The organism is Hymenobacter aerilatus (assembly GCF_022921095.1).
Lineage (GTDB): Bacteria > Bacteroidota > Bacteroidia > Cytophagales > Hymenobacteraceae > Hymenobacter > Hymenobacter aerilatus.
Genome location: NZ_CP095053.1, coordinates 2,209,314 through 2,234,723, shown reverse-complemented (window position 1 = coordinate 2,234,723; position 25,410 = coordinate 2,209,314). Strand labels below are relative to the sequence as shown.

The 25,410-nt window shown below is 56.2% G+C and carries 23 protein-coding genes; 11 read left to right on the top strand and 12 right to left on the bottom strand.

Annotation, left to right across the window (positions count from 1 at the left end):
* Window positions 1-48 precede the first annotated feature (48 nt).
* Together MUN82_RS09650 and MUN82_RS09645 are read left to right on the top strand one after the other, a co-directional pair.
* On the top strand, window positions 49-1,212 hold the full coding sequence (locus tag MUN82_RS09650) for a glycosyltransferase family 4 protein (protein ID WP_245097016.1): 1,164 nt from the start codon (window positions 49-51) through the stop codon (window positions 1,210-1,212).
* Between the two features lie 114 nt (window positions 1,213-1,326).
* On the top strand, window positions 1,327-1,899 hold the full coding sequence (locus MUN82_RS09645; protein WP_245097549.1) for a DUF3109 family protein: 573 nt from the start codon (window positions 1,327-1,329) through the stop codon (window positions 1,897-1,899).
* A 134-nt stretch (window positions 1,900-2,033) separates the two neighbouring features.
* Here MUN82_RS09645 and accC read toward each other — a convergent pair whose 3' ends face one another.
* From accC to MUN82_RS09585, 12 genes are all read right to left on the bottom strand, one after another.
* The gene (gene accC, locus MUN82_RS09640) at window positions 2,034-3,380 is read right to left on the bottom strand and encodes an acetyl-CoA carboxylase biotin carboxylase subunit (RefSeq protein WP_245097014.1); all 1,347 of its coding nucleotides are present in this window, start codon (window positions 3,378-3,380) and stop codon (window positions 2,034-2,036) included.
* Between the two features lie 122 nt (window positions 3,381-3,502).
* The gene (accB, locus tag MUN82_RS09635; protein ID WP_245097012.1) at window positions 3,503-4,003 is read right to left on the bottom strand and encodes an acetyl-CoA carboxylase biotin carboxyl carrier protein; all 501 of its coding nucleotides are present in this window, start codon (window positions 4,001-4,003) and stop codon (window positions 3,503-3,505) included.
* Between the two features lie 30 nt (window positions 4,004-4,033).
* On the bottom strand, window positions 4,034-4,597 hold the full coding sequence (efp, locus tag MUN82_RS09630) for an elongation factor P (RefSeq protein ID WP_187317753.1): 564 nt from the start codon (window positions 4,595-4,597) through the stop codon (window positions 4,034-4,036).
* 113 nt (window positions 4,598-4,710) lie between these two features.
* Entirely contained in the window at window positions 4,711-5,718 is a 1,008-nt protein-coding gene (locus MUN82_RS09625; RefSeq protein WP_245097010.1) for a beta-ketoacyl-ACP synthase III, read from the bottom strand.
* Between the two features lie 57 nt (window positions 5,719-5,775).
* Window positions 5,776-6,717 carry a phosphate acyltransferase PlsX gene (gene plsX / locus MUN82_RS09620; protein WP_245097009.1) on the bottom strand — a complete coding sequence of 314 codons (942 nt, stop codon included), beginning with the start codon at window positions 6,715-6,717 and terminating at the stop codon, window positions 5,776-5,778.
* A gap of 71 nt (window positions 6,718-6,788) precedes the next feature.
* Window positions 6,789-7,013, bottom strand: a complete 225-nt coding sequence (rpmF, locus tag MUN82_RS09615; RefSeq protein ID WP_245097007.1) for a 50S ribosomal protein L32 — start codon at window positions 7,011-7,013, stop codon at window positions 6,789-6,791.
* A 53-nt stretch (window positions 7,014-7,066) separates the two neighbouring features.
* Window positions 7,067-7,600, bottom strand: coding sequence for a YceD family protein (locus MUN82_RS09610; protein ID WP_245097005.1), 534 nt, complete (start codon window positions 7,598-7,600; stop codon window positions 7,067-7,069).
* A gap of 77 nt (window positions 7,601-7,677) precedes the next feature.
* Window positions 7,678-8,025, bottom strand: coding sequence for a helix-turn-helix domain-containing protein (locus tag MUN82_RS09605; protein ID WP_185283335.1), 348 nt, complete (start codon window positions 8,023-8,025; stop codon window positions 7,678-7,680).
* A gap of 205 nt (window positions 8,026-8,230) precedes the next feature.
* Window positions 8,231-9,445: a hypothetical protein gene (locus MUN82_RS09600; RefSeq protein WP_245097004.1), complete on the bottom strand. Its 1,215-nt coding sequence runs from the start codon at window positions 9,443-9,445 to the stop codon at window positions 8,231-8,233.
* A gap of 383 nt (window positions 9,446-9,828) precedes the next feature.
* A complete protein-coding gene (locus tag MUN82_RS09595) occupies window positions 9,829-10,110 on the bottom strand; it encodes a hypothetical protein (protein ID WP_245097002.1) in 282 nt (93 codons plus the stop codon).
* Between the two features lie 208 nt (window positions 10,111-10,318).
* On the bottom strand, window positions 10,319-11,335 hold the full coding sequence (gene pdxA / locus MUN82_RS09590; protein ID WP_245097001.1) for a 4-hydroxythreonine-4-phosphate dehydrogenase PdxA: 1,017 nt from the start codon (window positions 11,333-11,335) through the stop codon (window positions 10,319-10,321).
* A 209-nt stretch (window positions 11,336-11,544) separates the two neighbouring features.
* Window positions 11,545-12,996: a leucyl aminopeptidase family protein gene (locus MUN82_RS09585; protein WP_245096999.1), complete on the bottom strand. Its 1,452-nt coding sequence runs from the start codon at window positions 12,994-12,996 to the stop codon at window positions 11,545-11,547.
* 132 nt (window positions 12,997-13,128) lie between these two features.
* Between MUN82_RS09585 and rsmA the strand changes: the two genes are divergently transcribed.
* From rsmA to MUN82_RS09535, 9 genes are all read left to right on the top strand, one after another.
* Window positions 13,129-13,917: a 16S rRNA (adenine(1518)-N(6)/adenine(1519)-N(6))-dimethyltransferase RsmA gene (gene rsmA, locus MUN82_RS09580; RefSeq protein ID WP_245096998.1), complete on the top strand. Its 789-nt coding sequence runs from the start codon at window positions 13,129-13,131 to the stop codon at window positions 13,915-13,917.
* A 368-nt stretch (window positions 13,918-14,285) separates the two neighbouring features.
* A complete protein-coding gene (locus MUN82_RS09575) occupies window positions 14,286-15,236 on the top strand; it encodes an NAD(P)-dependent oxidoreductase (protein ID WP_245096996.1) in 951 nt (316 codons plus the stop codon).
* A gap of 144 nt (window positions 15,237-15,380) precedes the next feature.
* On the top strand, window positions 15,381-15,854 hold the full coding sequence (greA, locus tag MUN82_RS09570; protein WP_185283340.1) for a transcription elongation factor GreA: 474 nt from the start codon (window positions 15,381-15,383) through the stop codon (window positions 15,852-15,854).
* Between the two features lie 202 nt (window positions 15,855-16,056).
* Window positions 16,057-16,950 carry a nuclease A inhibitor family protein gene (locus tag MUN82_RS22380; RefSeq protein WP_311136437.1) on the top strand — a complete coding sequence of 298 codons (894 nt, stop codon included), beginning with the start codon at window positions 16,057-16,059 and terminating at the stop codon, window positions 16,948-16,950.
* Window positions 16,951-17,090: 140 nt separating this feature from the next.
* Window positions 17,091-17,678 carry an RNA polymerase sigma factor gene (locus tag MUN82_RS09555; protein ID WP_245096994.1) on the top strand — a complete coding sequence of 196 codons (588 nt, stop codon included), beginning with the start codon at window positions 17,091-17,093 and terminating at the stop codon, window positions 17,676-17,678.
* A gap of 146 nt (window positions 17,679-17,824) precedes the next feature.
* Complete coding sequence (locus tag MUN82_RS09550) at window positions 17,825-18,856, top strand: FecR family protein (RefSeq protein WP_245096992.1); 1,032 nt, start codon at window positions 17,825-17,827, stop codon at window positions 18,854-18,856.
* A 126-nt stretch (window positions 18,857-18,982) separates the two neighbouring features.
* On the top strand, window positions 18,983-22,279 hold the full coding sequence (locus MUN82_RS09545) for a TonB-dependent receptor (protein ID WP_245096991.1): 3,297 nt from the start codon (window positions 18,983-18,985) through the stop codon (window positions 22,277-22,279).
* Window positions 22,280-22,306: 27 nt separating this feature from the next.
* Window positions 22,307-23,791 (top strand): RagB/SusD family nutrient uptake outer membrane protein, encoded by a 1,485-nt coding sequence (locus tag MUN82_RS09540; protein WP_245096989.1) that lies wholly within the window; start codon window positions 22,307-22,309, stop codon window positions 23,789-23,791.
* A gap of 167 nt (window positions 23,792-23,958) precedes the next feature.
* Window positions 23,959-25,326 carry a glucoamylase family protein gene (locus MUN82_RS09535; protein WP_311136436.1) on the top strand — a complete coding sequence of 456 codons (1,368 nt, stop codon included), beginning with the start codon at window positions 23,959-23,961 and terminating at the stop codon, window positions 25,324-25,326.
* Window positions 25,327-25,410 lie beyond the last annotated feature (84 nt).

The window sequence follows — 25,410 nt, the reverse complement described above, 5'->3', positions numbered from 1 at the left end:
AAGTACCTTTGCGGTTCTTTTTCGCCCGCCCTGTTGCCTTTCCGCCCTATGTCTGCCACTGGTCCTACCTTACCTTCTGCTCAATTTCCGATAGCCATCCTGTGTCTTTCGGCTAGCTGGGGCGGCCTGGAAATCAATACTGTGAAGCTGGCGGACTGGCTGCGCGGGCGTGGTTGGCCCGTGCAGCTTATTGCATCGGCCGGGTCGCCGCTGGCAGCGCAGGCCCAGCAGAAGGGTATCACTACCTGTTTCTTGTCCAACCCCCTGCGCGCCGTGGATGTTCCCGCAGCTTGGCGGTTGCGCACGCTAGTACAGCATCAGGGTGCACGCGTGCTCATCGTCACGCAGAATCAAGATTTGCCGCTGGCCGTGCTCTGCAAACGGTGGCTGCTGCCGCGTCTGCGTTTAGTATATCAGCAACACATGCAGTTGGGCCTGTCGAAGCGCGACTTGCTGCACACGTTGCGCTACCAGGCGCTAGATGCCTGGCTGGCCCCACTACCTGGCCTAGCCCGGCAGGTAGGTGAGAAGACTCGCATGGATATGCGCCGCGTGCATGTGGTACCGCTCGGGATTGAGCTTGACCGTTTTCTGCACCCGGGCCTTACCCAGCAACAGGCAAAGCAGCAGCTGCAACTGCCAGCCACAGGTCACCTGCTCGGCCTGGTCGGACGCTTCGACGAAGGCAAAGGGCAACAGTTTGCAGTGGAAGCCTTTTACCATTTACGGCAGCATTTTCCAGACCAAGAATTGCACTTGGTATTGGTAGGAGAAGCGACCAAAAACCACCAAGCCGCCAGTGCCTACCGTACGGCCGTGATAGAGCGAGTTACAGAGCTGGGGCTGACGCCATACGTGCATATCCGCAATTTTACAGACCAACCGCAAGTGGTATATCGCGCCCTTGATGTATTTCTGGTGGCCTCGCTCAACGAAACCTACGGTATGGTAACCATCGAGGCCATGGCCGCCGGTCTGCCCATTGTGGCCACGCGCGCAGGCGGCACCCCCGAAATTCTGACGGAAGGCAAAACGGGCCTGCTCTACCCGCTAGGTGATATACAAGCGTGGCTAACGGCAGTGGGCTGGTGTCTGCAACAGCCAGCGCAGGCAGCAGAAATGGGCCTAAGAGCACAACAAGTGGCCGTGCGTACCTATTCGCATCACCATCAATGCGCGCTGACGGAAGATATTCTGCGGCAACTGCTGTAAGCTCAAAGACACGCCCGAATGGTTATCTTTGCGTTTTGTTTCGTGTACTAACATGCCGCTAAGCGCTGTTTGCGCACTGTTCTACCGCTGCCAACTTCAGCAGAAACCTACGCCATGATCATCATTCAGAATACCGTCATTTCCGACGACGTACGCGACAACTTTTTCGTGTGCAACCTGGAAGCCTGCAAGGGTGCCTGCTGCGTAGAGGGCGACCTGGGCGCCCCCCTGGAGGAAGACGAACTGCGCATTTTAGAGCAGGAATACGAAGCCATCAAACCCTACCTTACTGAGCAGGGTAGGGAAGCTATTGAGCAGCAAGGACTTTATATCAAAGACTGGGAGGGTGACTTCAGCACTACTACCATCAACGACCGGGAGTGCGCCTATGCTCTTTACGACGAGCGTGGCATCCTGAAATGTGGTATCGAGCAAGCCTATCTGGCCGGGGCCACCACGTTCAAAAAGCCTATCAGCTGCCATCTCTACCCCATCCGCATCAGCAAGTACGAAGACTTTGAGGCACTAAATTACGATCGGTGGGGCATTTGCAACCCGGCCTGTGCCTTTGGGGGCGAACTAGGTGTGCGTGTGTACCAGTTCCTGAAAGAGCCGCTTATTCGCAAATACGGCGAGGCGTGGTATGGCGAGCTGGTGCAGGAAATTGAAGGCGGCGCGCAAGGTTAATCGGGTAGGTGGAGGATTGAGTCCCTATAACCCTATTTGTGTTTCCTAGTAGAATACAGTTGAGATTAAATGCAAAGAAGCGCTGGGACTACTCCCAGCGCTTCTTTGTATCTCCTATATCGTTTCAGAACGATTTACAGCGTCGAAAAATCGAACGACGACTCCAGGAACTTCGTGGTGAAGTCACCGTCCCGGAAGTTCTGGTTGTCCATCAGGGCCAGGTGGAATGGGATGGTCGTTTTTACGCCTTCCACTACAAATTCTGAGAGGGCGCGCTTCATCTTTACGATGCATTCCTCCCGGGTTTGGGCTGTGGTGATGAGCTTGGCAATCATCGAGTCGTAGTTCGGCGGGATGGTGTAGCCCGCGTACACGTGCGTATCCACGCGTACGCCGTGGCCGCCAGGAATGTGCAGCGTCGTGATTTTGCCGGGCGAAGGGCGGAAGCCGTTCGTAGGGTCCTCTGCGTTGATGCGGCACTCCATGGCGTGCATCTGAGGGTAGTAGTTATTTCCCGAAATCGAAATGCCGGCAGCTACCTTGATCTGCTCTTTGATGAGGTCGTAGTTGATGATTTCCTCGGTCACAGGATGCTCCACCTGAATGCGGGTGTTCATCTCCATGAAGTAGAAATCACGGTTTTTATCTACCAGGAACTCTATAGTGCCTACCCCTTCGTAGCCAATGGCGGAAGCGCCGGCAATGGCTGCTTTGCCCATCCGCTCGCGTAGGTCATCGGTCATGAAGGGGGAGGGAGCTTCCTCTACCAGCTTCTGGTGGCGACGCTGGATGGAGCAGTCGCGCTCCGAGAGGTGGCACACGTGGCCGTACTGGTCGCCGCATACCTGAATCTCGATGTGGCGGGGTTCCTCTACGAATTTCTCCAGGTACACGCCATCGTTGCCGAAAGCTGCTTTGGCCTCCGTGCGGGCGTCGTTCCAGGCTTTCTCAAACTCTTCTTCCGAATTGATGATGCGCATACCGCGCCCGCCGCCACCGGCCGTAGCTTTCAGAATAACCGGATACTTGATCTTGGCGGCTACCTTCTTGCCTTGGTCCAACGAATCAAGCAGGCCCACGGAGCCTGGAATGCATGGCACCCCAGCCTTGATCATGGTAGCTTTGGCCGAAGCCTTATCACCCATTTGGTTGATCATCTCGGGCGAAGCGCCGATGAACTTGATACCATTTTCCTGACAGATGCGCGAAAACTCCGCGTTTTCCGACAGAAAGCCGTAGCCAGGGTGAATGGCGTCGGCATTAGTGATTTCAGCGGCCGCAATCAGGCTCGGGATGTTCAGGTAAGAAAGCGAAGAGGTAGGCGGCCCAATGCACACGGCCTCGTCGGCGAAGCGCACGTGCAGGCTGTCTTTATCAGCAGTCGAGTACACGGCTACCGTCTTGATACCCATTTCCTTACAGGTGCGAATAATCCGCAGGGCAATTTCGCCCCGGTTCGCAATGAGGATTTTCTTAAACATGAGTGGGGTCTTGGAGTCTTAGGAGCGTGGGGTCTTAGCGAAAAAAGAAAGGGCCTTGCGGACGTAGAGCTGGCAATACAACCAAAATCTCTACGTCCTCAAGACCCTAAGACCCCAACAAATTACATCGGCTCAATCAGGAACAGCGGCTGATCGTACTCAACGGGGGTAGCATTATCAACCAGAATCTTCACCACACGGCCCGCTTGCTCGGCTTCAATCTCGTTGAACAGCTTCATGGCTTCGATGATGCAGATGACCTGGCCTTTCTCTACTAAGTCGCCTACCTGCACGAACACGGGTGCCTCGGGGCTGCTGCTACGGTAGAAGGTGCCAATCATCGGTGCTTTCAGCGACTGGTAGTTGCTACCCGCGGCGGGGGCTGCTTCCGGTGTAGCAGGGGTAGGCGTAGTAGGGGCTGGGGCCGCCGCAGCCGGTAGCGCTGCTGGGGTAGGTGCCGCCGCAACGGCCGGGGCCGGAGTAGGGGCTACACTGCTAATTACAGGCTTATAGCTGGGTTCGCGCTGCACCGAGATTTTAAACTCCTCGGTTTCGATATTAACCTTGTTCAGCCCCGATTTGGCAATGAAGTCGATAAGGTCTTGTAGTTCTTTGGCTTTCATGGGCACGGTAGGGTGGAGTTGCTGGCAGAATTACTTAACCCGCTCGACGTAGCTGTAGTCGCTGGTCTTGATGCGGATTTTGGTATCAGTATCAATAAACAAAGGTACCTGGATGCGGGCGCCCGTTTCTACAGTGGCGGGCTTGAGGGTATTGGTGGCCGTATCACCGCGCAGGCCGGGCTCGGTGTAAGTTACTACCAAATCTACGGTAGTGGGCAATTCAGCCGTGAGGGGCTGTTCCGTTTCGGCGTGGAACAGGATGGTTACTTCCTGACCTTCCTTCATCAAATCGGCAAACGGCACCATGGCCTCGGGCAGTACTACCTGCTCAAACGAAGCATTGTCCATGAAAGTGTAGCCGTAGTCGTCCTGAAATAGGTACTGATGCGGGCGCTGCTCCACACGGGCGGTTTCCACTTTCACGCCGGCGTTGAAGGTGTTGTCAAGCGTTTTGCCGGTTTTAATATTGCGCATTTTGGTACGCACGAAAGCCGGTCCTTTACCGGGTTTCACGTGCTGAAATTCAGTGATGACGTGCAGGTCGCCGTTGTAGTTCAGCACGAGCCCGTTGCGGAAGTCTGCGGTAGTAGCCATTTTTCTTAATTATGAAGTATGAATTAAAAATTATGAATTGGTAAACCTGAAGTGGGAATTGACAGTCTGCTGTAGTTAAGCTAGAGAGACAATCCATTCCTGCTTCATAATTTCTAATTCATAATTCCCGAAGGATTATACGCCCATTTCACGTAGAGCGCGCCCCAGGTGAAGCCGCCCCCAAAGGCGGCAAAAATCAGGTTGTCGCCTTTCCGGAGCTGCTGCTCATAGTCGGCTAAGCAGAGCGGAATGGTAGCGTTGGTGGTGTTGCCGTACTTGTGGATGGTGAGCATCACTTTCTCCGGGCCAATGCCCACGCGCTGGGCTGTAGCGTCGATGATGCGCTTGTTGGCCTGATGCGGTACCAACCATGTGATGTCGTTGGCGGAGAGGTGGTTGCGGTCGGCTACCTGGGCGGCTACGTCGGCCATATTTTTCACGGCAAACTTAAACACCGCGGCGCCTTCTTGGTACACAAAATGCTCGCGGTTGGCTACCGTCTCGGCTGAGGGCGGACGACGTGAGCCGCCGGCTTTCTGGTGCAGGTGCTGCTCGCCGCGGCCGTCGGAGCACAATTCGTGGTCGAGCAGGCCCAGACCGTCGGTAGTGGGCTCGAGTAGCACAGCGCCGGCACCATCCCCGAAAATAATACAGGTAGAGCGGTCCGTGTAGTCGATGATGCTCGACATTTTATCGGCTCCTACCACCACCACCTTCTTGTAGGTGCCCGACTGAATGAACTGGGCGCCTGTGGTAAGGGCATACAAAAAGCCCGAGCACGCGGCCTGCATGTCGAAGCTGAACGCCTTGGTGGTGCCAATGGCTGCCGAAATGATATTGGCAGTAGCCGGAAAAACCAAATCCGGTGTAGTAGTCGCGCAAATCAGCAGATCAATTTCTGCAGCGCTGGTATTGGTTTTGGCCAGGAGCTGCTCCACGGCTTTAATAGCCATAACCGACGTGCCCTGGTTTTCGCCTTTCAGAATGTGCCGCTCCTGAATTCCCGTTCGGCTTACAATCCACTCATCGGTGGTATCTACAAGGGTTTCAAGCTCTTTGTTTGTAAGCACGTAATCGGGTACGTAGGACCCAACTCCGGTAATGGCGGCAGTTATCTTCATCTGTGGTGGGAGAGAAGCGCGGTAACACAAAGTCCGGCCGGAGCCGGACTAATGTCGCTAAGACTTAAAGGTAGCTTTGATTTGGTCAGAAATACCAGATTCGGCCATTTGATAGCCTTGCAATAGCATGCTGCAAATAGCAGTGGGTGTGCTCACACCATGACCAATAATCGCATTATCATTGATGCCCAGGATGGGGCTACCCCCAAAGGCTTCGTAGTTGAATTTCTCGAAGAAAGGGTCTACGATATGGCGCTCAGCTAGAATATCATAGATTGACTCGGCCATTTTCAGCATCACATTGCCCGTATAGCCATCGCACACAATTACATCGGCCTTATCATTGAACAGGTCGCGCCCTTCAATATTGCCAATGAAATGGATGTGTGGATTTATTTTCAAAAGCTGGTGCGCGGCCTGCAGCAGGGCAGTTCCCTTGCCTTCTTCCTCGCCCAGATTCATTAGGCCTACTTTAGGGGTAGTGATGCCCAATACGTACTGGGCATACAGTGAGCCTAGCTCGCCGAACTGCTCCAGCATTTCGGGTTTGCACTCGGCATTGGCACCTACATCCAGAAAGATGCCGTAGCCACCGTGTAGCTTCGGAACAAAGTTCGCTATGGCGGGCCGTAGCACGCCCGGCACAGCCTTCACGCTGAACATAGCGCCTACCAGCATCGCGCCGGTACTGCCGGCCGAGCAAAAGGCGTCAATTTCACCCGCGTGCAGCATTTTATAGCCCACGGCAATACTCGAATCCTGCTTCTGCTGATAGGCTTTGGCCGGGTGCTCGCCCATCGCAATTACCTGCGTAGCGGGGATGAAAGCTAAGCTATCAGCCGCTGCACCATGTTGTTGGAGCAGCGGCCGGACAGCCTCCTCCTGGCCGATAAGCACAATCTGAGCTTTGCCGGCTAATTGTTGCGCGGCCAGCACGGCACCATCGACGGCAGCCTGGGGAGCGAAATCGCCCCCCATTGCGTCCAGGGCTATCTTCATGAACGGGTGTTAAGGAAGTCAAAGGTCAGGTTAATCGGCCGGGAGGGGCCAGCAACGAAGGGTAGCGCGGACTACTCTTCGTCTTCAGTCGGGGCTGCAGCCGATGCTACCGGAGCGTAGTCCTTGATAGCTACTTTGCCGTTCAAATACAGGTCGCCGTCTACTACATAGGCTTTGTGGCGCAGGTGCAGCTCACCAGTGGTCTGGCAAATCGTAACGGCTTTGGGGGTCAGTTTGTCGTGGGTGCGGCGTTTGTCGCGTACGGCGGAGGAGGTGCGGCGCTTAGGATGAGCCATGGTAGTAAATGTTAAATGTTAAGTTTTGAATGTTAGATGGGGGGGCGAACAGCTTAATTCAGATTGCGCAACGCGTTCCAGCGAGGGTCCGTGTAGTCGTCATCATCGTCATCGTCGCCTTTTGTGCGGGTAGTGAAGATGAGCTTGCTGTCGGCGTCAGGGTTTTCGTCGGGCTCATTCTGGAAGCGCGGGTGCAGCTTCTTCATCGGAATAGCCAGGCCGATATAGTCAAACAAATGCTGGGCAATGGGTAGCACTTGCGTTTCGGGCGTGATTTGCAGCACATCCTCGTCCAACTCGGCGTAGGTCTCGCCGAAGCGCACCAGCAGCTGGCGCTGCACGTCAATTGGCTGATCAAAATCATCGAGGCTTCGGTCGCAGGTAACTTGCACCGTGCCTTTGATGTGAAAGTCGAGGGTCATCAGGCGGTCTGTCTTCAGTAATTCCAGATCCACGTGCAGGTTGCCTTCCTGAATCAATTGCTGATCAAATCGGGCGAAGAAGTCCGGCCCCAACTCAAATGCATAGTGATGCATTTTATCCGCCAGTTTGGCGATGTTGAGGTCAAATTGAGAGTCTTTTTTCACGGTCGACTGAATAGCAGGGGGCAAAAGTAGAAAGATTTCCGCGGTTTGTGAAAGTGCCGACAAACGCGGAAAAGGGCTTAGGCAGTTTTTAGAATAAATTCTGGACTGATGCCCAAGCGTTCGTAAAGCTTTTTGGCGAGGTCCAGCGTCACACGTCGTTTGCCGCTTAGAATCTGCGACAACCGGCCTGCCGGCACCTCCAGCAGCTGAGCCAGCTCTTTTTGCTTGAGCTGCAAATGCTGACGCTTCAGCTCGATCATTTCGGCTAGTGTGACGGGTAGGCTGGGCAAGTGTTGCAGTCGGGTTTCGTACTGCGCCAATGCCGTTACCAAGGCTTGCGTTTCCTCCCCGGCATCAGCTACTGCCAGCAGCGCATCCAAGCGGCGCAACGCCTGGCGATATTGAGCGGGAGTGGAGAGGGTCATGCAGTGAAAAAGCAACCAGTTTCAGAAAGCTGGTGCAAAGGTCGTGAATAAATTCTAAACACGAAATAAAGTTTCGTTTTTGAAAAGATTTAAAGTGCTAAGCAATGCATTGACATACTGTTAAATAACTGATTACTATAGAAATGATTGTTGTAAAATAAAGTAAAGCTGTGTAGTAGTAGCTATTATAAGCTAAATAGAGCACCTAAGGTTTCGGCACATGCTGCTCGTCGGTATCGGCATTGAGGCGGTACCCAATGGATACGCTTAAGCTCCAGGGACGAAAGTTGTAGCTTGCAGTTGATGCTGGCTGGCTGAAGCCATCTTTCTCGTACAAGCGGCCGTTCCATAAAATGGAAAAGCGCCGGCGTTGCAGGCCGGTTTCAATATATGGCAATGGACTACCTTGGAACCGATCTATAAAGTCATATTGATTGTAAGCATCGTTGATGTAAGACTTGGCTGCCCAGAAGAAATTTAATTCGTAGCCACCCCCTACCAATAGATGATATGGCCCACCAAGACGTATGAATCCGCGAAGCCCAAACTGACCGGCTATCTGCGTTCCTCGCCAATGATATTGCCCAACTGTGGTGTACTGTATGGGCTGAGAGGTGCCAAACTGGGTGATGGATAGTGCGCTGTGCAGGGCTAAGTGCCGGCCGCTATTCACCACATCGGCATACAGACCAACCTGCGGATGAAAACGGCCATCAGCATTAAGATCTTGAAGAGGGCCACTAGTCTGTGGTGGTGCAGTAAAACGTAGCGAGTTATAGCGGACTCCTGCTACTGCCCCTACCCGAAGTGCCACCCGGGGACGAATAGTTTGGTCGTCGTGGAGCAAAGTAGTGTCTTGTGCGGAGACGGGCGCGTCCGTGCACTGTCGGTTGAAAGCAGTGACAATACGCCGCAACGATTCCTCTGTGAAGGTGCTCTGATCCAGTAAGTTTGTGGCGGCTTCGCAGTCACCGAAGTAGCGCAGGAGCTGGCTTTTGTAGTCGTTGGCGTCCATGACTTGTGTGAGCCGCTGCTTGGTCAACAAATAACGGCGACCGGTCATTTCTATGTACGGCTCGCCGGGGCGCTTCACGAAGAAATGGTTGTTTTCATTGAGCACAGCACCCAGCAGCGTGGCCGGCCCCAGCACCAATACATCAGCTAGTACCGAATCGGGTTGTTGGCGACGCTCTAGTTTAGGGCTTAAATGATCGAAGCGGACTTCGGCGGCGCGGTCGAGGGGGAGCAACTCATGGCGCAACAGCCGGCCGGAACTTAGGTACAGACTGCGCAATTGCCGGGCCTTGTAGGAGGTAGGGCGAGCGGTAGCAGTAGTACGAAAGCGTATGGTTGATGGCGGCTCTTCCCAGAAGGCGTTTTCTATTTCACCATGTACTGTGTCACCGGTAGATAGAACCAAATAGCCGGGTTCAAAATGTTGACTGTATGCTAATTGGGAAATGAGGAGAAAGAACAAAAAGAAGATAACCTTACACATAGTCAATTCTGCAGAAATACTAATTGCACTAAAGGTAGGGATGCGAGGTTGGTCAATCCAAGCGCAGTATTACATAGTAATGCATTTATCTAGCTGTGCAGCTCTGAACAAATCGTCTTTCGCCGGCGCTGTATAAGGCTGAGGCTTGCTGTCGATTTGGGGTAGGCCGAAATAGAATAGAGCGTGCGTTTCTTCGGTGCATCGCTGGCGCGGACGTGGTTCAACTCGCCGCTCGGACCCAGGTTGATAGTGTTGGTGTCGATAGAAGCCAGCTTAGTGTCGAGTAGTGGAATAGCATCCAGAAACTATGGATTGCCTGCAGGTAAGGTCGGAAACGGCTTCACGCCCGACAGGTCGTAAAACTCGAAGCGGCGCACATAAAGGGCAGGGTCGGGGCTGGTAAGTAGAAACCTACCCTCTACTAGTACCTTTGGTACCTGTGCTGTGGCCGTTATTCTTATTGAAGGTACATTGATGTCGTTGGCCGTCAGCGTCGAGTTGGTTTTGGTTACTTGTACACCGCCTTTAGCAAGGGTAGGGAAGCAGCTATTGTTAGATCTGGTTTCCCAGGTCCAACGCTGTATCAAGTTCTGTTACGAGCGTAGGTCGAATTTCACGGAGCAGTCTGGGCCTGAACGGGCTGCGCACACAATCCGCCAAGCAACAGCGGCAAAACAGTAAAGAGCTTCACTAGCAATTAAAATAGGAGCGGGAGGAAAAATCGTGCCCGGCTGGGTAGGTACTTTACCTACCCGGCCGGGCACAAACTATTCGGTAGTGTCCTGTATGTAGGGGCTACCACACCACTACCTGGCCAGTGCGCTGGCGCACCAGGTCACAAGCCATATACAAGGCTTCGCGGAAGGAGGTAGGGTCGGCGCGGAACTGGCCGGCCAGGCCGTAGGCCGTGCCGTGGTCGGGTGAAGTGCGCACAATGGGTAGGCCTGCGGTGTAGTTCACACCCCGCTCGAAAGCCAGCGTTTTGAAAGGAGTTAAGCCTTGGTCGTGATAAAGCGCCAGCGTAGCGTCGAACTGATGGTACTGCCCCGTGCCGAAATACCCATCGGCAGGGTAGGGGCCATAAACCAAGTGGCCTTCCTGCAAAAACTGCTGCAACACGGGCGTTACGATGCTGCCTTCCTCGGTGCCCAGCAGGCCGTTTTCACCGGCGTGTGGATTCAGGCCCAGCACGGCCACGCGCGGTTTTTCAATCCCGAAATCCTGCCGCAACGAGTTCAGCAGGATTTGCAGCTTGGTACGCAGCAGTTCCGGCGTGACGCGGGTGGCTACGTCCTTGAGCGGAATATGTCCTGTGAGGGTAGCCACGCGCAAGTCGTCACTGGCCAGCAGCATCAGGCTTTCCGGTGCCCCAAAGAAGCTGGTCAGAAACTCGGTGTGGCCGGGGTAGCGAAACTCATCGGACTGTGTGTTTTCCTTGCTGATGGGCGCCGTGACGATACCATCGAGCAGGCCGGCTTTCAGGTCGCGGCACGCTGCTAGCAGCGACTCGCGGGCGGCCGCGCCGCTGGCCTGGGTAGGCTGGCCGGGAGTGAGTACGAAGTCCTCATCCCAGCACGTCACGGCGTTGAGCTTGCCAGGGTCGATGTCGGCGGCCGAGCGCACTTGGCGGAACGTGAGCGGCCCTACCTGCTCGTCCACCGGAAAATCATCGAACAGCGACGTAGCCATGCCATACACCACGGGCGTGCAGTACTTCAGCAGGCGCGCGTCGAGGAAGGTTTTATAAATAATTTCCGGCCCGATGCCGGCCAAATCGCCAACGGAAATGCCGATGCGGGGGAGGTGACTCATGGGAGTGGTGAGGTTGTGAGGAGTGGAGTTGTGAGTTTTTGATTTCCGTGGGTTAGTCGTTGAAAATCGTTTGTCATCCTGAGCTTGCGAAGGACCTTCTCACGACAGAACAACAGGCGTAACAACGACTCGTTCACGTGTGCGAAGGTCCTTCGTCGCCGCTTGATGCGCGAAATGCTCAGGATGACAACGGTTAGGTAACCTTTTCTCTACGCCTGTGCCTTCAGGAAATCGTAGAGCAGGCGCACGGTGGTGCCGGTGCCGCCCTTGCCACGGTAGCTGTCGGGGGCCATGAGGTAGGCGGGAGCGGCAATGTCCAGGTGAATCCAGGGGTAACCCTCGGCGAAGCGCTCCAGAAATTTGCCCGCCGAAATGGCGCCTGCCTCGGCGCGGCCCAGGTTTTTGATGTCGGCAATGTCGGACTTGATGTGCTCGGCATACTCCTCCCACAGCGGAAACTCTACTACACGCTCGTGCACGCGCCGACCCGATTGCTGGAGCTGCGCCATGTACTCGTCGGTGGTGCCCATGCCCACAATGCCCTCTTGCCCAATGGCGCGGGCGGCGGCGCCCGTGAGGGTTGCCATATCAATCACCAGCGCCGGGTTGTATTTCTTGGCGAAGGCCAGGGCATCAGCCAGAATCAGGCGTCCTTCAGCGTCGGTGTTCAGCACTTCCACGGTCAGGCCGCTGTACATCGTAAGCACGTCGCCAGGGGCGAAGGCGGGGCCGCCGGGGCGGTTGTCGGTGGCCGGTACCAGGCCAATCACGTGCAGCGGCACTTGGTTTTTAGCCAGGGCGTAGAGCGTGCCCACCACGGCCGCGCCGCCGGCCATGTCGCACTTCATCATGTCCATGCTGTTGGGGGTAGGCTTCAGGCTGAGGCCGCCCGTGTCGTATACCACACCTTTACCCACCAGCACAAAAGGCTTGCTGTTGGTAGCGCCCTCGGGCTTGTACTCCATAATAGTGAAGGTAGGGGGCTCAGGCGAACCTTGGTTTACGCCCAATAAGCCGCCCATGCGGAGCGCCTCAATGCGTACCAAATCCAGAATCTCGGTCTGGAAACCTGCCTCCTCGCCCACAGCGGCCATCTGCTCGGCAAACTGTGTGGCGTTGAGCTTATTGTACGGTGCATTCACCAGGTCGCGGGCCAGGGAAACGCCTTCTACCACTGCTTGCAGCTCCTGCGTCAGCCGGGCCGTGAAGGCCGAACCGGTGAGGTACACCTGCGCTAGGGTAGGCGCTTGCTGCGACTTCTCATCGGTTTTATAGCCCGCAAACTGGTAGGCCGTGAGGGCAATACCTTCCACGAGGGGTAGGGCGCCCGTGGCGTCGGTGGTCAGGTCCTGCACGTAGAGCGCGGCTACCTTATCGGTTTTCAGGCGGGCGTGCAGCTGGTGGCCGCTTTTGCGCAGAGCCTCCGCCGCGAGGGGTGCCGTAGGCTTGTCGGCGGCTACCACAAAGTAGTGCTGGTGCGTGAAATGGTTAAGGCTGATGAGCTTGCTGTCAGCGGCGAGCTGGTCGTTTACGTACTGCCGGGCCGCGTCGGGTAGGTCGGTAGCAGCGGCGTCGGGCAGCGTAGTGGTGCCAGTGGGTAGGATGAAAACAGTGTCGGCGGCAGTGGGCGCCGTGGCTGCGTAGGCGAGTTGGAGAGACATAAAGACAGTAGGAGAAGTACTGAAAGTCGAAAGCAGGAACCACAGAGCCGCGCAAAACGGCGGTTTCGGGCGTATCTTTGGCGATTCGCAAGGTAGGCACTTTGCCCGGCCTTTTCCCTAAACGCTCCGCCCGTGGATTCTGTTAGAGCCAAAAAACACTTAGGTCAGCATTTTTTGGCCGACCCCAACATTGCGCGGCGCATCGTGGAGGCGCTCCGCCTACCCGATGGCGTACGCGAGGTGCTCGAAATTGGCCCTGGCATGGGCGTGCTCACCGGCACGCTCCTGCAACATCCGGCTTACCGTACGTCGGTAGTGGAGATTGACCGCGAATCGGTGGCCTACCTCCAGCAGCACTTTCCGGCACTGGAAGACCGTATTATCTCCGCCGACTTTTTGCGTCAGAACCTCAACGAGCTGTTTCCTGGCGAGCCAATCAGTATCATCGGCAACTTTCCTTACAACATCAGCAGCCAGATTTTCTTCCAAGTGCTGGCCCACCGGCAGCAGGTGCGCGAGGTGGTAGGAATGATTCAGAAAGAAGTAGCCGACCGCCTGGCCGAAGGCCCCGGCTCCAAAACCTATGGCATCCTTAGTGTGCTCTTGCAGGCATTCTATGAAGTGGAATATCTGTTCACGGTACCACCGCACGTGTTCAACCCGCCGCCCAAAGTACAGTCGGCTGTCATTCGCCTCACCCGCAACGCCACCGAGCACCTGGGCTGCGACGAAAAGCTGTTTTTTCAAGTAGTAAAGCAAGCCTTTCAGACCCGTCGCAAAACGCTACGCAACGCCCTCAAGCCTTTCGGTATGCCTGCTGAAGCTACCACCGATGCGGTATTCGACAAACGCGCTGAGCAGCTAGGGGTAGGGGAGTTTGTGGAGCTGACAAAGCACATTCAGGAGCATAAGGTGAATTAAGCAATGCATCTTGAGCGACTAATTGGTGCAATATTCTTGATGATTTTAGCGTCGAGTTGTGAGCAAATTATTGGCTGCGATGGAATTGTGATAGATAGTTCTGGAAATCCGATTGCCAACGTTCGGGTGACACTGCGGCAAGAATCGGTAGTGTTGGATTCAACGACCACAGATTCATTAGGAAGGTTTTACGCTAGTCAATTAATAGGTTATGTAGGTTCGCCTCCATCACAATCTGTAGATTTTAAAAAATATGGATTCATACCTAAAGCCCTTGATTTGGTTGCTTTGTATAAACGACGCGGGTACTCATCTGAATTGCGTGACAGTATGGTAGTAGTACTACAATCAGGTAAATAACAAAACGAATGTCCCTCTGTCTTTGCATCGACGAAATGCACTCCAGTCTGCCCAATATGCTGGCCGAGATTGGGGTGCAGCTCCACTATCGGCCCGAACTAACGGCTACGGAAGTGCCCGCTGCCCTGGCTGCGCATCCTTATGATGGCCTCATGGTGCGCTCCAAGCTGCGCATTACCGCCGACCTTTTAGCACATGGCCCCGCCCTGCGCTGGGTGGCCCGCGCCGGCGCTGGTGTCGATAATATTGACGAGGAAGCGCTGGCCGCGGCCAACGTTACGCTGCTGAATGCACCTGAGGGCAACCAGGATGCCGTGGGTGAGTTTGCCGTAGGGCTGCTGCTGAGTGTGTTGCGCAACATTGGCCGGGCCGACCGCGAGGTGCGCGCCGGGCAGTGGCGCCGCGAGGCTAACCGCGGCGAGGAAGTAGGCGGCAAAGTGATTGGGCTGATTGGTTACGGGCACATGGGCAAGGCCTTTGCCCGGCGCCTCTCGGGCTTCGGCTGCACTGTGCTGGCCTACGACCACGACCCCAACTGCGCCCCCGACCACTATGCTACCCTGGTTTCGTTGGCCGAGCTGCACCAGCAGGCCGAGGTGCTGAGCCTGCACATTCCCTACTCGGCGGCCAATCACCATGTCGTGAATGAGGCGATGCTAACCGGTTTTCAGCGCCCGATCTGGCTGCTGAACACGGCGCGGGGTGAGGTGCTGGACCACGCCGCGTTGGTACGCCAGTTGGCTATTGGCCAGGTGCGCGGCGCTGGCCTCGACGTACTCGAAAATGAAAAGCTCGCCACTCTTACGCCCGCCCAGCGTGCTACCCTCGACGCGCTGGAAGCCGACCCAAATGTGGTATTTACGCCCCACATCGGCGGCTGGACGCATCAGTCCTATCATCGCATCAATGAGGTGTTAGCCCGCAAAATCCACGATTTTCTGCGTCGGCACGCGGGGTAGGGGCTGAGTGCCGCTGCCACCGGGCCAGCACAACGCCAGTGCTTGGTTTGCGGCGAATGTGTATATTTGCAGGAAACCTGTTTTGGAGAACGGTCGGCGCTGCTGACCGTTCTCCTTGTTTTTTAGCTAATCCACCAACCCGACATGGCTACTGTTAATTATTATACCCCCGAAGGCTTGCAGAAACTCAAAGACGAGTTGCAGGACCTGAAAATCCGTGGTCGGGCCAAAGCTGCCGACGACCTGCGCGAGGCCCGCGATAAGGGTGACCTAAGTGAGAATGCCGAATACGACGCTGCCAAGGAAGCCCAGGGTTTGCTGGAACTGAAAATAGCCAAGCTGGAAGAAATTGTGGGTAATGCCCGCCTGCTCGACGAGAGCAACCTCGATACCAGCAAGGTGCTCATTATGAGCAAAGTAAAATTGAAAAACCTGAAAAATGGCATGGTGCTCGACTACACGCTGGTAGCTGAGGAAGAAGCCAACCTGGCCGCCGGCAAAATCTCCGTGAAGTCACCCATCGGCAAAGGCCTGCTGGGCAAATCGGCCGGCGACACAGCCGAGATTACTGTGCCTGCTGGTAAGCTGCAATTCGAGATTCTGGAAATTTCGCGCTAGGTGGTGAGATAGTGAACTTGTGAAATGGTGAGTTAATGGTATCATTATCTTACTGTTTTTCTGGAGAAGAGGGCGAAGTCAACGACTTCGCCCTTTTGCGTTTTCCCACGTACTTTGGACATGGTGTTTTACCTGTTCCACATATGCCTCAAGCGTATATTACACGTCAACTCACCATCTCACTATTTCACCATTTGACCACATGCCTTCTATTTTCTCTCGCATCGTGGCCGGCGAGCTGCCGGCTTATAAAGTAGCCGAAGACGACGCGCACCTGGCTTTTCTGGACATCACGCCCCTGGTGGAAGGCCATACGCTGGTGATTCCGAAGAAAGAAATCGACTACATCTTCGATCTGCCCCCGCAGGAGTTGGCCGCGCTGCACCTGTTTGCCCAGCGCGTGGCGCAAGGGGTGCGGGCCGCCGTACCGTGCAAGCGCATCGGGGTGGCCGTAATTGGGCTGGAAGTGCCGCACGCGCACATTCATTTGATTCCGATGAACAAAGTGGCGGATATGAACTTCGCCAACCCTAAGATTACAGTGCCCGAGGAGCGCATGCGGGAGCTGGCCGCTGCCATTGCCGCCCACGTGCCGGCCGCCGAAGCCAGCGAGGTAGGCGAAGCACACACCTCACCCTTGGAAAGCAAAGCCGAGCGCGAAACCGTGGCCAGCAACGCCATCGCCGCCGCGCCTACCCCCGCCGCCGCGGCTCCCACCGACCAACTACGCCAGCTCACGCAGGGCCTGCACTACGTAGGCGAAACCGAAGCGCCATTGGAAGTAGTACACTACCCCGCCCCCCCGCAGGAGCTGACGCCGGAAGTCGTGCGCGAGCTGGTAGGTGAGCCCGCCGATACGCCTGTGCAGACGCAGGAGCTAACCCAGTTCCTGCGCCAGCAAACCGCCGACAACGGCCCCCAAGGCTCGGTGCAGGCCGCCAACCGCTTTAAAGCGTTGCAGATGTTTTTGAAGCAAGAGCTAGACGATACACAGGTGTACCGCTTCGGGGACGGCCCGCGCATAATGGTCTATGCCTTGGGTAAAACAGCCGATGGGCAGCTGACGGGCTTCAAAACCTACCTCAGCGAAACCTAAACAGAAAAGCCCGCGCCACTCCCGGCGCGGGTATCTTTTTCTAAGTTGCGTTGTTGTAGAGCTAAGGGGCTTGCACTGTTTATCAGATACACGGTGTAAATCTGTTACGTACCCTACATTCGTCTTCTCCACAAAAACTTATGCCGCCGAACTCTTACGCTATAGCCGACGATGCAGCCCTGGTACAGGCGCTGAGCGACGGGGATGCGCGGGCGTTTGCGGAAATCTACGAGCGGTACTGGTGGCCACTTTTCACCACGGCCCAGCGCAAGCTGGGCTCGCGCGAGGCCGCCGAAGAGCTGGTGCAGGACTTGTTTGCGGCGTTGTGGCACAAGCGCGTCAGCAGCCACATCGAAAGGTTGCCCCACTACCTGCACAAAGCCCTACAGTACCGCATTATTGACTACCTACGGGTGCGTACTACCCATGCCGGCTACCTGAGCTACCGGCAGGCGCAGCCACTGGCGCCCGACCGTAGCACCGAGGAGCTGGTAGCCGCCGACGACTTGTCAGTGGCTCTGGCCGAGAGCATCACTCAATTGCCCGAGTCGACGCGAGAGGTGTTTCGGTTGAGTCGGCTGGAGCACCAGAGCATCCCCGAAATTGCCGACCGACTACATCTGTCGCCCAAAACGGTGGAATACCACCTGACGCGCGCTCTGAAGTTGTTACGGGTGCGTTTAAAGGACTTTTTAGTACTGTTGCCTTTACTGTTATCGATAAAGTAAATTTTTTATTAAAAAATTTATAATTTAAACAAGTTGATTTTCAGTTAATTATATAGGCAGACTGGGAAATCAGCCCAAATTTTTTGCGTCCGCGCCAGGGTAGGACGGTGGTTGTTCGACTATAAGAGCAAACCACGGCTTTGCTTATGTCAGACGCATACATTCAGGATATACTACAGCGGTACCAACGTGGCGAATGCACGCCCGCGGAGCAGCGCGAAGTAGAGCACTGGTATGCTGCTCTGGAGCAGCACGTGCCCTCCAGTCCACCCCTGACTGCGCAGGAAAGGCAGACGTTGCAAGAGGCGCTTTGGGCACGCATTGCCCAGCAAACCGAACTGGAAACGCCAGTAATACCGCTGGCTACCGCCACAAAGCCTTGGTATGTGCGAGCCCCGGTGCGCTGGGCGGCTGCGGCAGCAGTGGCCGTTGGGGTAGGCTTGGCGGCGCTGCAACAACTGCCCGGCTCCTGGGTGGCATCCACCACCGTACAACAGGAAACAGCGCAATCAGAATGGACTATACGTACCGAGCCCGGCCAACTCACCCTACCCGATGGTAGCACAGTGGTATTGGCTCCGGACAGCCGTTTGCGCTACCCCCGCCGTTTCGTGGCAGCTCGTCGGCAAGTGTTTTTGTCAGGTGAAGCTACGTTTGATGTGTCGCACAATCCGCAGCACCCGTTTGAGGTATACACGGAGCAAATGCTGACCACGGTGCTGGGTACTAGCTTCACCGTGCAGGCCTACGCCGGCCAGCCCGAAACACGGGTACAGGTGTTGCGCGGCAAAGTGCGGGTGCAGCCCCGCAAGCCGGTAGCAGCCACTGCCGCAGCACCACCCGCTGCAGTAGACTTGCTGCCCAATCAACAGGCCGTGTATTCGCCCGCTGCCCATGCGTTGCGCAAAGATTTGGTGGCCCAACCTGCACTGCTGGCACTGCCTACTACCTTGTCTTTCGACGACCAGCCCGTGGCAGAGGTAATTGCCACGCTGGAACATGCCTACGGGGTTGAAATACTGTATGATGAGGCGGCACTAGCGCACTGTACAGTGAGCGTGGTGCTCCAAAAGGATCAACTATTCAACAATTTAGACCTGTTGTGCAAAACTTTGGGCGCTACTTATAGGTCGACAGATGCGCATGTGCAACTGTATAGCCAGGGCTGCAAATCTTAACGCGGTTTTGGCCTCCCTCCACTCTCTTTTTTCGTTAAACTCTCTGCAAACGATTGCGGCTTCATTTCACGCTTTTTACCGCTTTGCTTAATTCCCAAATTCTTCTCACCAACCCTAACAAGCTGTATGAGTTCTCTTCTACAAATCCCACCACTGGGCATACGCTTTAAACGCGCCGTGCTTCTGCAATTGTTTGGTCTGCTGCTCACTACCAGCATTACCTGGGCCAGGCCGGTCTTATCCCAGGAAATTCTGAGCCAGCCCGTGACGGTGCAGGCCAACAACGAAACCGTGAAGACCCTGCTTGGGCAGTTGGAGGCGCAGACTAACACGCACTTCATGTACAGCCCACAGGTGATTAAGGCTACTCGGCGCGTGTCGGTGAAAGCCGTAAACCAGCCTTTGGTAGAGGTGTTGCGCACGATTCTGTCGCCAGTAGCGGTGAAATATGAAGTGGTAGACAATGGCATCGTGTTGCAGCCCGCTCTTCAGGCCGATATCACTGTCACCGGCCGCGTGCTGGATGAAAAAGGCGCGGGCCTACCCGGCGTGAACGTAGTAGCGAAAGGCACCTCCAACGGCACCCAGACCGATGTGGAGGGTAACTACTCTCTCACGGTCCCCGACAACGCTACGCTCACGTTCTCCTTCATTGGCTACAACACCCAGGAGGTGCCCGTAGGCGGCCGCACGGCCATCAACATCACGATGGGCGCCGACACCAAAACTCTGAACGAGGTAGTAGTAGTGGGCTACGGCACCCAGCGCAAAGCCGACGTGACGGGCGCCATTGGCTCGGTGAAAGCCGAGGAAATTGCCAACCGCCCCGTAGCCAACGCCGAGCAGGCGCTGCAAGGCAAGGTGGCCGGCGTGACTATTACCTCCAACTCGGGTGCTCCCGGCGCCGCGCCTAACATCCGCATTCGGGGTGTGACGTCGGTGCGAACAGCTGGCGACGACAACAACGCTGCCAACCAGCCGCTATTTGTGGTAGATGGTATGTTTACCAACAACATTCAGTTCCTGAGTCCCTACGATATTGCGTCGATTGAAGTACTAAAGGACGCTTCTTCGCTGGCTATTTATGGTGTACGTGGTGCTAACGGCGTGATTATCGTGACCACCAAAAAAGGTAAATCGGGTAAGGCCCGCATTACTCTGAACGCCTACGCGGGTTATCAAGAAATTGCCAAGCAAGTAAAAATGGCGAATGCCAGCGAATATCAGACGCTGCTGAACGAGGCCATTCTCAATACTACCCCCAACTCTACCAACCTGTTCCGTGGACCCGGCTACGACTTTGGCGGCGGCGTGAACTGGTTTGACGAAGTTCTGCGCAAGGGCGTTATCCAGGACTACCAGCTGAGCGCTTCGGGCGGCTCGGAAAAGTCGACATACAGCATCAGCGGCGGCTACAACAAGCAGCAAGGCATTGTGAAGGGCCAAGACTTTGAGCGTATCAACTTCCGTGTCAACAACGAGTACAAGCTTACCGACCGCGTGCGGGTAGGGGCCAATGTGGCCATCAGCCGCATTCAAGAGAACATCACGCCGGGCTCGGTGTTCGACAATGCTTACAACGCTGACCCCGCCCAGCAGGTGTTCAACCCCACCACTGGCAATTATAGCTACTCGCTGAACCAAAACGTGGCCAACCCAGTGGCGCAACTCGCCTATAACAACGAGCGCAACAAAGGCGGCCGTTTGATTGGTAACGTCTTCGCTGAAGCCAACCTGCTAAAAAACCTGACCTTCCGCACCAGCTTCGGTACGGACCTGGGCTACACCGAAAACCGCGTGTATGCGCCGGTGTACTTCGTGTCGCAGAACCAACGCAACGACCGTAGCCGTCTGGAGCGCCGGACCGATACTAACTCTACCTGGCTCTGGGAAAACACGCTGACCTATGATACGCAGTTTGGCGATGACCACCGCCTGACGTTGCTGGCCGGCTATACCATGCAGCGCGACCAGAACGAAAGTCTCTTCGGTCAGCGCAACGACGTGCCCGGCTACGATGACGACCTGTGGTACCTGAACGTGGGCAACGCCCAAGGCAACATCGCCAATAACTCGGCCAGCGAGTACGCGTTTCAATCGGGCCTGGCCCGTGCCAACTACGCTTTCAAAGACCGCTACCTGGTGACGGCTACCTTCCGCGCCGACGGTTCTTCGCGCTTCTCGCAGGGCGACCGGTGGGGCTATTTCCCGGCCCTGGGCCTGGGCTGGCGCTTGTCAGAAGAAGACTTTATTAAGGATCTGGGCGTGTTTGATAACCTGAAACTGCGCGCTAGCTACGGCGTGGTGGGCAACGTGAACGTGCCCAGCTACCAGTACTATGCTCGCATCAACAACAACCTGAACGCCATCTTCGGCCCAGGCGAGTCGCTGAACATCGGCAAAACCGAAACCAACCCCACCGTATCGCAGATTCGCTGGGAGAAAATCAACCAATTAGACATTGGTTTTGAAATGGCATTCCTGGAGAATCGCCTGACCTTCGAGGCTGACTACTTCGACCGTCGGACCAACGACCTGGTAACGCAAGTGCCCGTATCGGTAGGGGCGCTGTACCGTAACATTGGTACTGTCGACAACAAAGGCTTCGAGTTTACCCTGGGCTGGCGCGGTGATGTAAAAGAAGAATTCACCTACGGCGTAAATGCCAACCTCTCTACCCTGCGCAACAACATTGTATCGCTGGGCAACGGCGGGCAGCCCATCATTGGGGGTAGCCTGGGCAACGGCAACGTGGTGACACGGAGCGGTGTGAACACCTCTATCGGCGAATTCTACGGCTACGACGTGATAGGTATTTTCCAGACGGCCGACGAGGTAGCCGCTGCTCCCAACCAGCCCGGTGGCAAAGCTCCCGGTGAGCTGCGCTTCCGCGACGTGAACGGTGACGGTGTGGTTGACCAGAACGACCGGGTGAGCCTGGGCTCGCCCATCCCCAACCTCACCTATGCCCTGAACACCAACGCCGCTTACAAAGGCTTCGACATTGCCGTGGACCTGCAAGGCGTGGCCGGCAATAAGATTTACAATGGCAAGAAGGCTGTGCGCTTCACCAACGAAAACTTTGAGGCCTCGCGCCTGGACCGTTGGACGCCCTCCAACCCTTCGACCACCGAGCCCCGCGTATCAAACGTTATTCCGCAGGTTTCTAGCTACTTCATCGAGTCGGGCGCTTTCCTGCGCTTCCGCACCATTCAGCTGGGCTACACCATCCCGCGGGCCATTACCGAGTCGTTTGGGGTAGGCGGTATCCGCTTCTACATCAACGCGCTCAACCCCTTCACCTTCACCAACTACTCGGGCTTCTCGCCGGAGGTAGGCGGCAACGACGCCGCCCGCGGTATCGAACGGGTTGTGGTGCCCGTGACGCGCTCCTACAACGCTGGGGTAAACATTTCTCTGTAATTCAGAACCTGATAAGCACATCGCATCATGAAAGCGAAATACTATATCATTGCCCTGGCCAGCCTCTCATTGAGCATGGCCGTTAGCAGCTGCCAGGACTTTCTGGACACGCAGCCCCTGGGCGAGGAGCTGAGCGAAAACTTCTTTGCCACCTCCGACGGCGCCGTGCAGGCTACCAACGCCATTTACAACCAGCTGCGCGACTTCTCGGTGCACACGTTCTCCTTCATCGGCATTGCCAGCGTAGCTTCCGATGATGCCGACAAGGGGAGTACCCCCGGTGATGCCCCCGCTATGGGCGAGTTGGACAACTTTACGGCAACGGCCGCCAACGGCCTGCTCGATGGTTTCTGGCAGGGCTACTACCTGGGCATTGCCCGCGCCAACCAAGTAATTCTGCGCGTGCCCGATATTCAAATGGACGACGCGCTGAAAGCTCGTTTGATTGGCGAGGCCCGCTTCCTGCGCGCCTACTTCTACTTCAACCTAGTGCGCACCTACGGCGGCGTGCCCATTATTGATGAGCTACCTCCCCGCGACGGCAGCAATTCCTCGCGTCCTCGCGCTACCCGCGAGCAGACCTACCAGTTCATCATTGCCGACCTGAATGCGGCCATTGAGGCCCTACCCGTGCGCTCGGCCTACCCCACCGCCGACTTGGGCCGCGTGACCAAGGGCGCCGCGCAGGGCCTGCTGGCCAAGGTATATATGTACCAAAACAACTGGGGCCAGGTGCTTTCTCTCACCGATGCGGTCATCAACTCTGGCGAGTACAGCCTCTACAACAACTACGCGTTGTTGTTCAATCTAGAAGGCGAAAACTCAAGCGAGTCCATCTTTGAGGTGCAGTGCGCTACCCTGCCGCAGGGTGGGGGCGGCTCGCAGTATTCTGAGGTACAAAGCCCACGCGCACCCATCCCAACCGGGGGCTGGGGCTTTAACTCACCCTCCGAGGACCTGAACAACGCCTACGAAGCCGGTGACCCGCGCCGCGACGCTACTATCATCTACGCCGGCGAAAACCTGGGCGACGGTGTAACCATCCCCACGGTGATTGACAACCCGCGCTACAACCAAAAGGCCTATGTGCGCGCCACCGACCCCCGCTCACCCAACGGCAACGGCGACTCGGGCAAGAACATCCGCATTCTGCGCTACGCCGACGTGCTGCTGATGAATGCCGAGGCTGCCAACCAACAAGGCAACTCGGCCAAGGCTCTCACTGACCTGAACCTGGTGCGCAAGCGTGCTCGTGGCACTAACGCCAACGTGCTACCCGATGTGACAACCACCGACCAAACGGCGCTGCGCCAAGCCATCTGGCGCGAGCGGCGCGTGGAACTGGCCATGGAGCACGAGCGGTTCTGGGACCTGGTGCGCCAGGGCCGAGCCGGTACCGTGCTGCGCGCCGTGGGTAAAAACTTTGTAGACGGCAAAAACGAGGTATTCCCTATTCCGCAAAACCGCATCGACATCAGCGGCGGGCTGATTACCCAAAATCCTGGCTACTAAACGGCTAGGTTAAAAAGAACGTCATGCTGAGCTTGTCGAAGCATCTCGCCCGCTTCGTTGCAGACTGCCAGACGAAGTGAGCGAGCTGTTTCGACAAGCTCAGCATGACGTTCTTTTTTAAGGACCTTTTCACAACCCCGCGCTTTTCCTAAACTACACCTTTGTTTATGAACAATCCGAATCCATTTGCCTGCCTGCTTGCTACCTGCCTGGGCGCGGCCAGTCTGCTGCCGCTCAGTGCTCAGGCTCAAACTGCTCCCGCCACTGCCAAGCTCACCTACACTGCCCCCCGCCAGAAAAACCTCTCCGACGAGCAGCTGCTGGATGAAGTGCAGCGCCAGACGTTCAAGTATTTCTGGGACTTTGGGCACCCGGTATCGGGCATGGCGCGGGAACGGAGCAACGTGAGCTTCGACTACGGCGACGAGGTAGTGACAACGGGCGGCACGGGCTTCGGCATTATGGCCATCATTGTGGCCGCCGAGCGCAAATGGATTACGCGGGAGCAGGCTGCCGAGCGGGTAGGGAAGATTGTCAACTTCTTGTGGAAGGCCGACATGTTTCACGGCGCGTTTCCGCACTGGCTGAACGGCGAGACGGGCAAAACTATCCGCTTCAGCCCCAAAGACGACGGCGGCGACCTTGTGGAAACCTCCTTTCTATTTGAAGGTCTGATTTGCGCCCGTCAGTATTTCACCAAAGACACGCCCACGGAAAGCAACCTGCGCAACAAGATTCTGTGGATGTGGGAAGGCGTGGAGTGGAATTGGTACACCCAAAAACAGAACGTGCTGTACTGGCACTGGAGCCCCAACAACGACTGGAGCATGAACCACCAGATTCATGGCTGGAACGAGTGCTTTGTGACTTACGTGCTGGCGGCCGCCTCGCCGCGCTACAGCATCGATAAGAAAGTGTACGACGAAGGCTGGGCCACCGGCAACGCCTTCAAAAACGGGAAGAAATACCTGGGCACTACCCTGCCGCTGGGCTTCGACTACGGCGGACCCTTATTTTTCTCGCACTACTCGTTTTTGGGCATTGACCCACGCGGCCTCAAGGACCAGTACGCTGATTACTGGCAGCAGAACCAGGCTCACACGCGCATCAACTACGACTACTGCGTGCAGAACCCGAAGAAGTACAAGGGTTACGGGAAAGACACCTGGGGCCTCACCGCCTCGGATAGCTACAAGGGCTACGCCGCGCATTCGCCCACCGAAGACCTGGGCGTGATTTCACCTACCGCCGCGCTATCGGCCATGCCCTACGCGCCCAAGGAATCAATGGCGGCGCTGAGGCACTACTACAACGACCTGGGCGACAAAATCTGGGGCGAGTACGGCTTCGTGGATGCGTTCAGCCCCGAGCACAACTGGTACGCTAAGTCCTACCTCGCCATCGACCAAGGTCCTATTGTAGGCATGATTGAAAACCACCGCACAGGCCTGCTGTGGAAACTTTTCATGAGCAGCCCCGACGTGCAGAAAGGCTTGAAGAAGCTGGGCATCGAAAGCCCACAGTTGAAGAAATAGGTGGACCTCACCCCCGGCCCCCTCTCCTCCGGGAGAGGGAGAGACTGACGATTGGGCTGTTAGCTACTAGCTGATGGCTGCTAG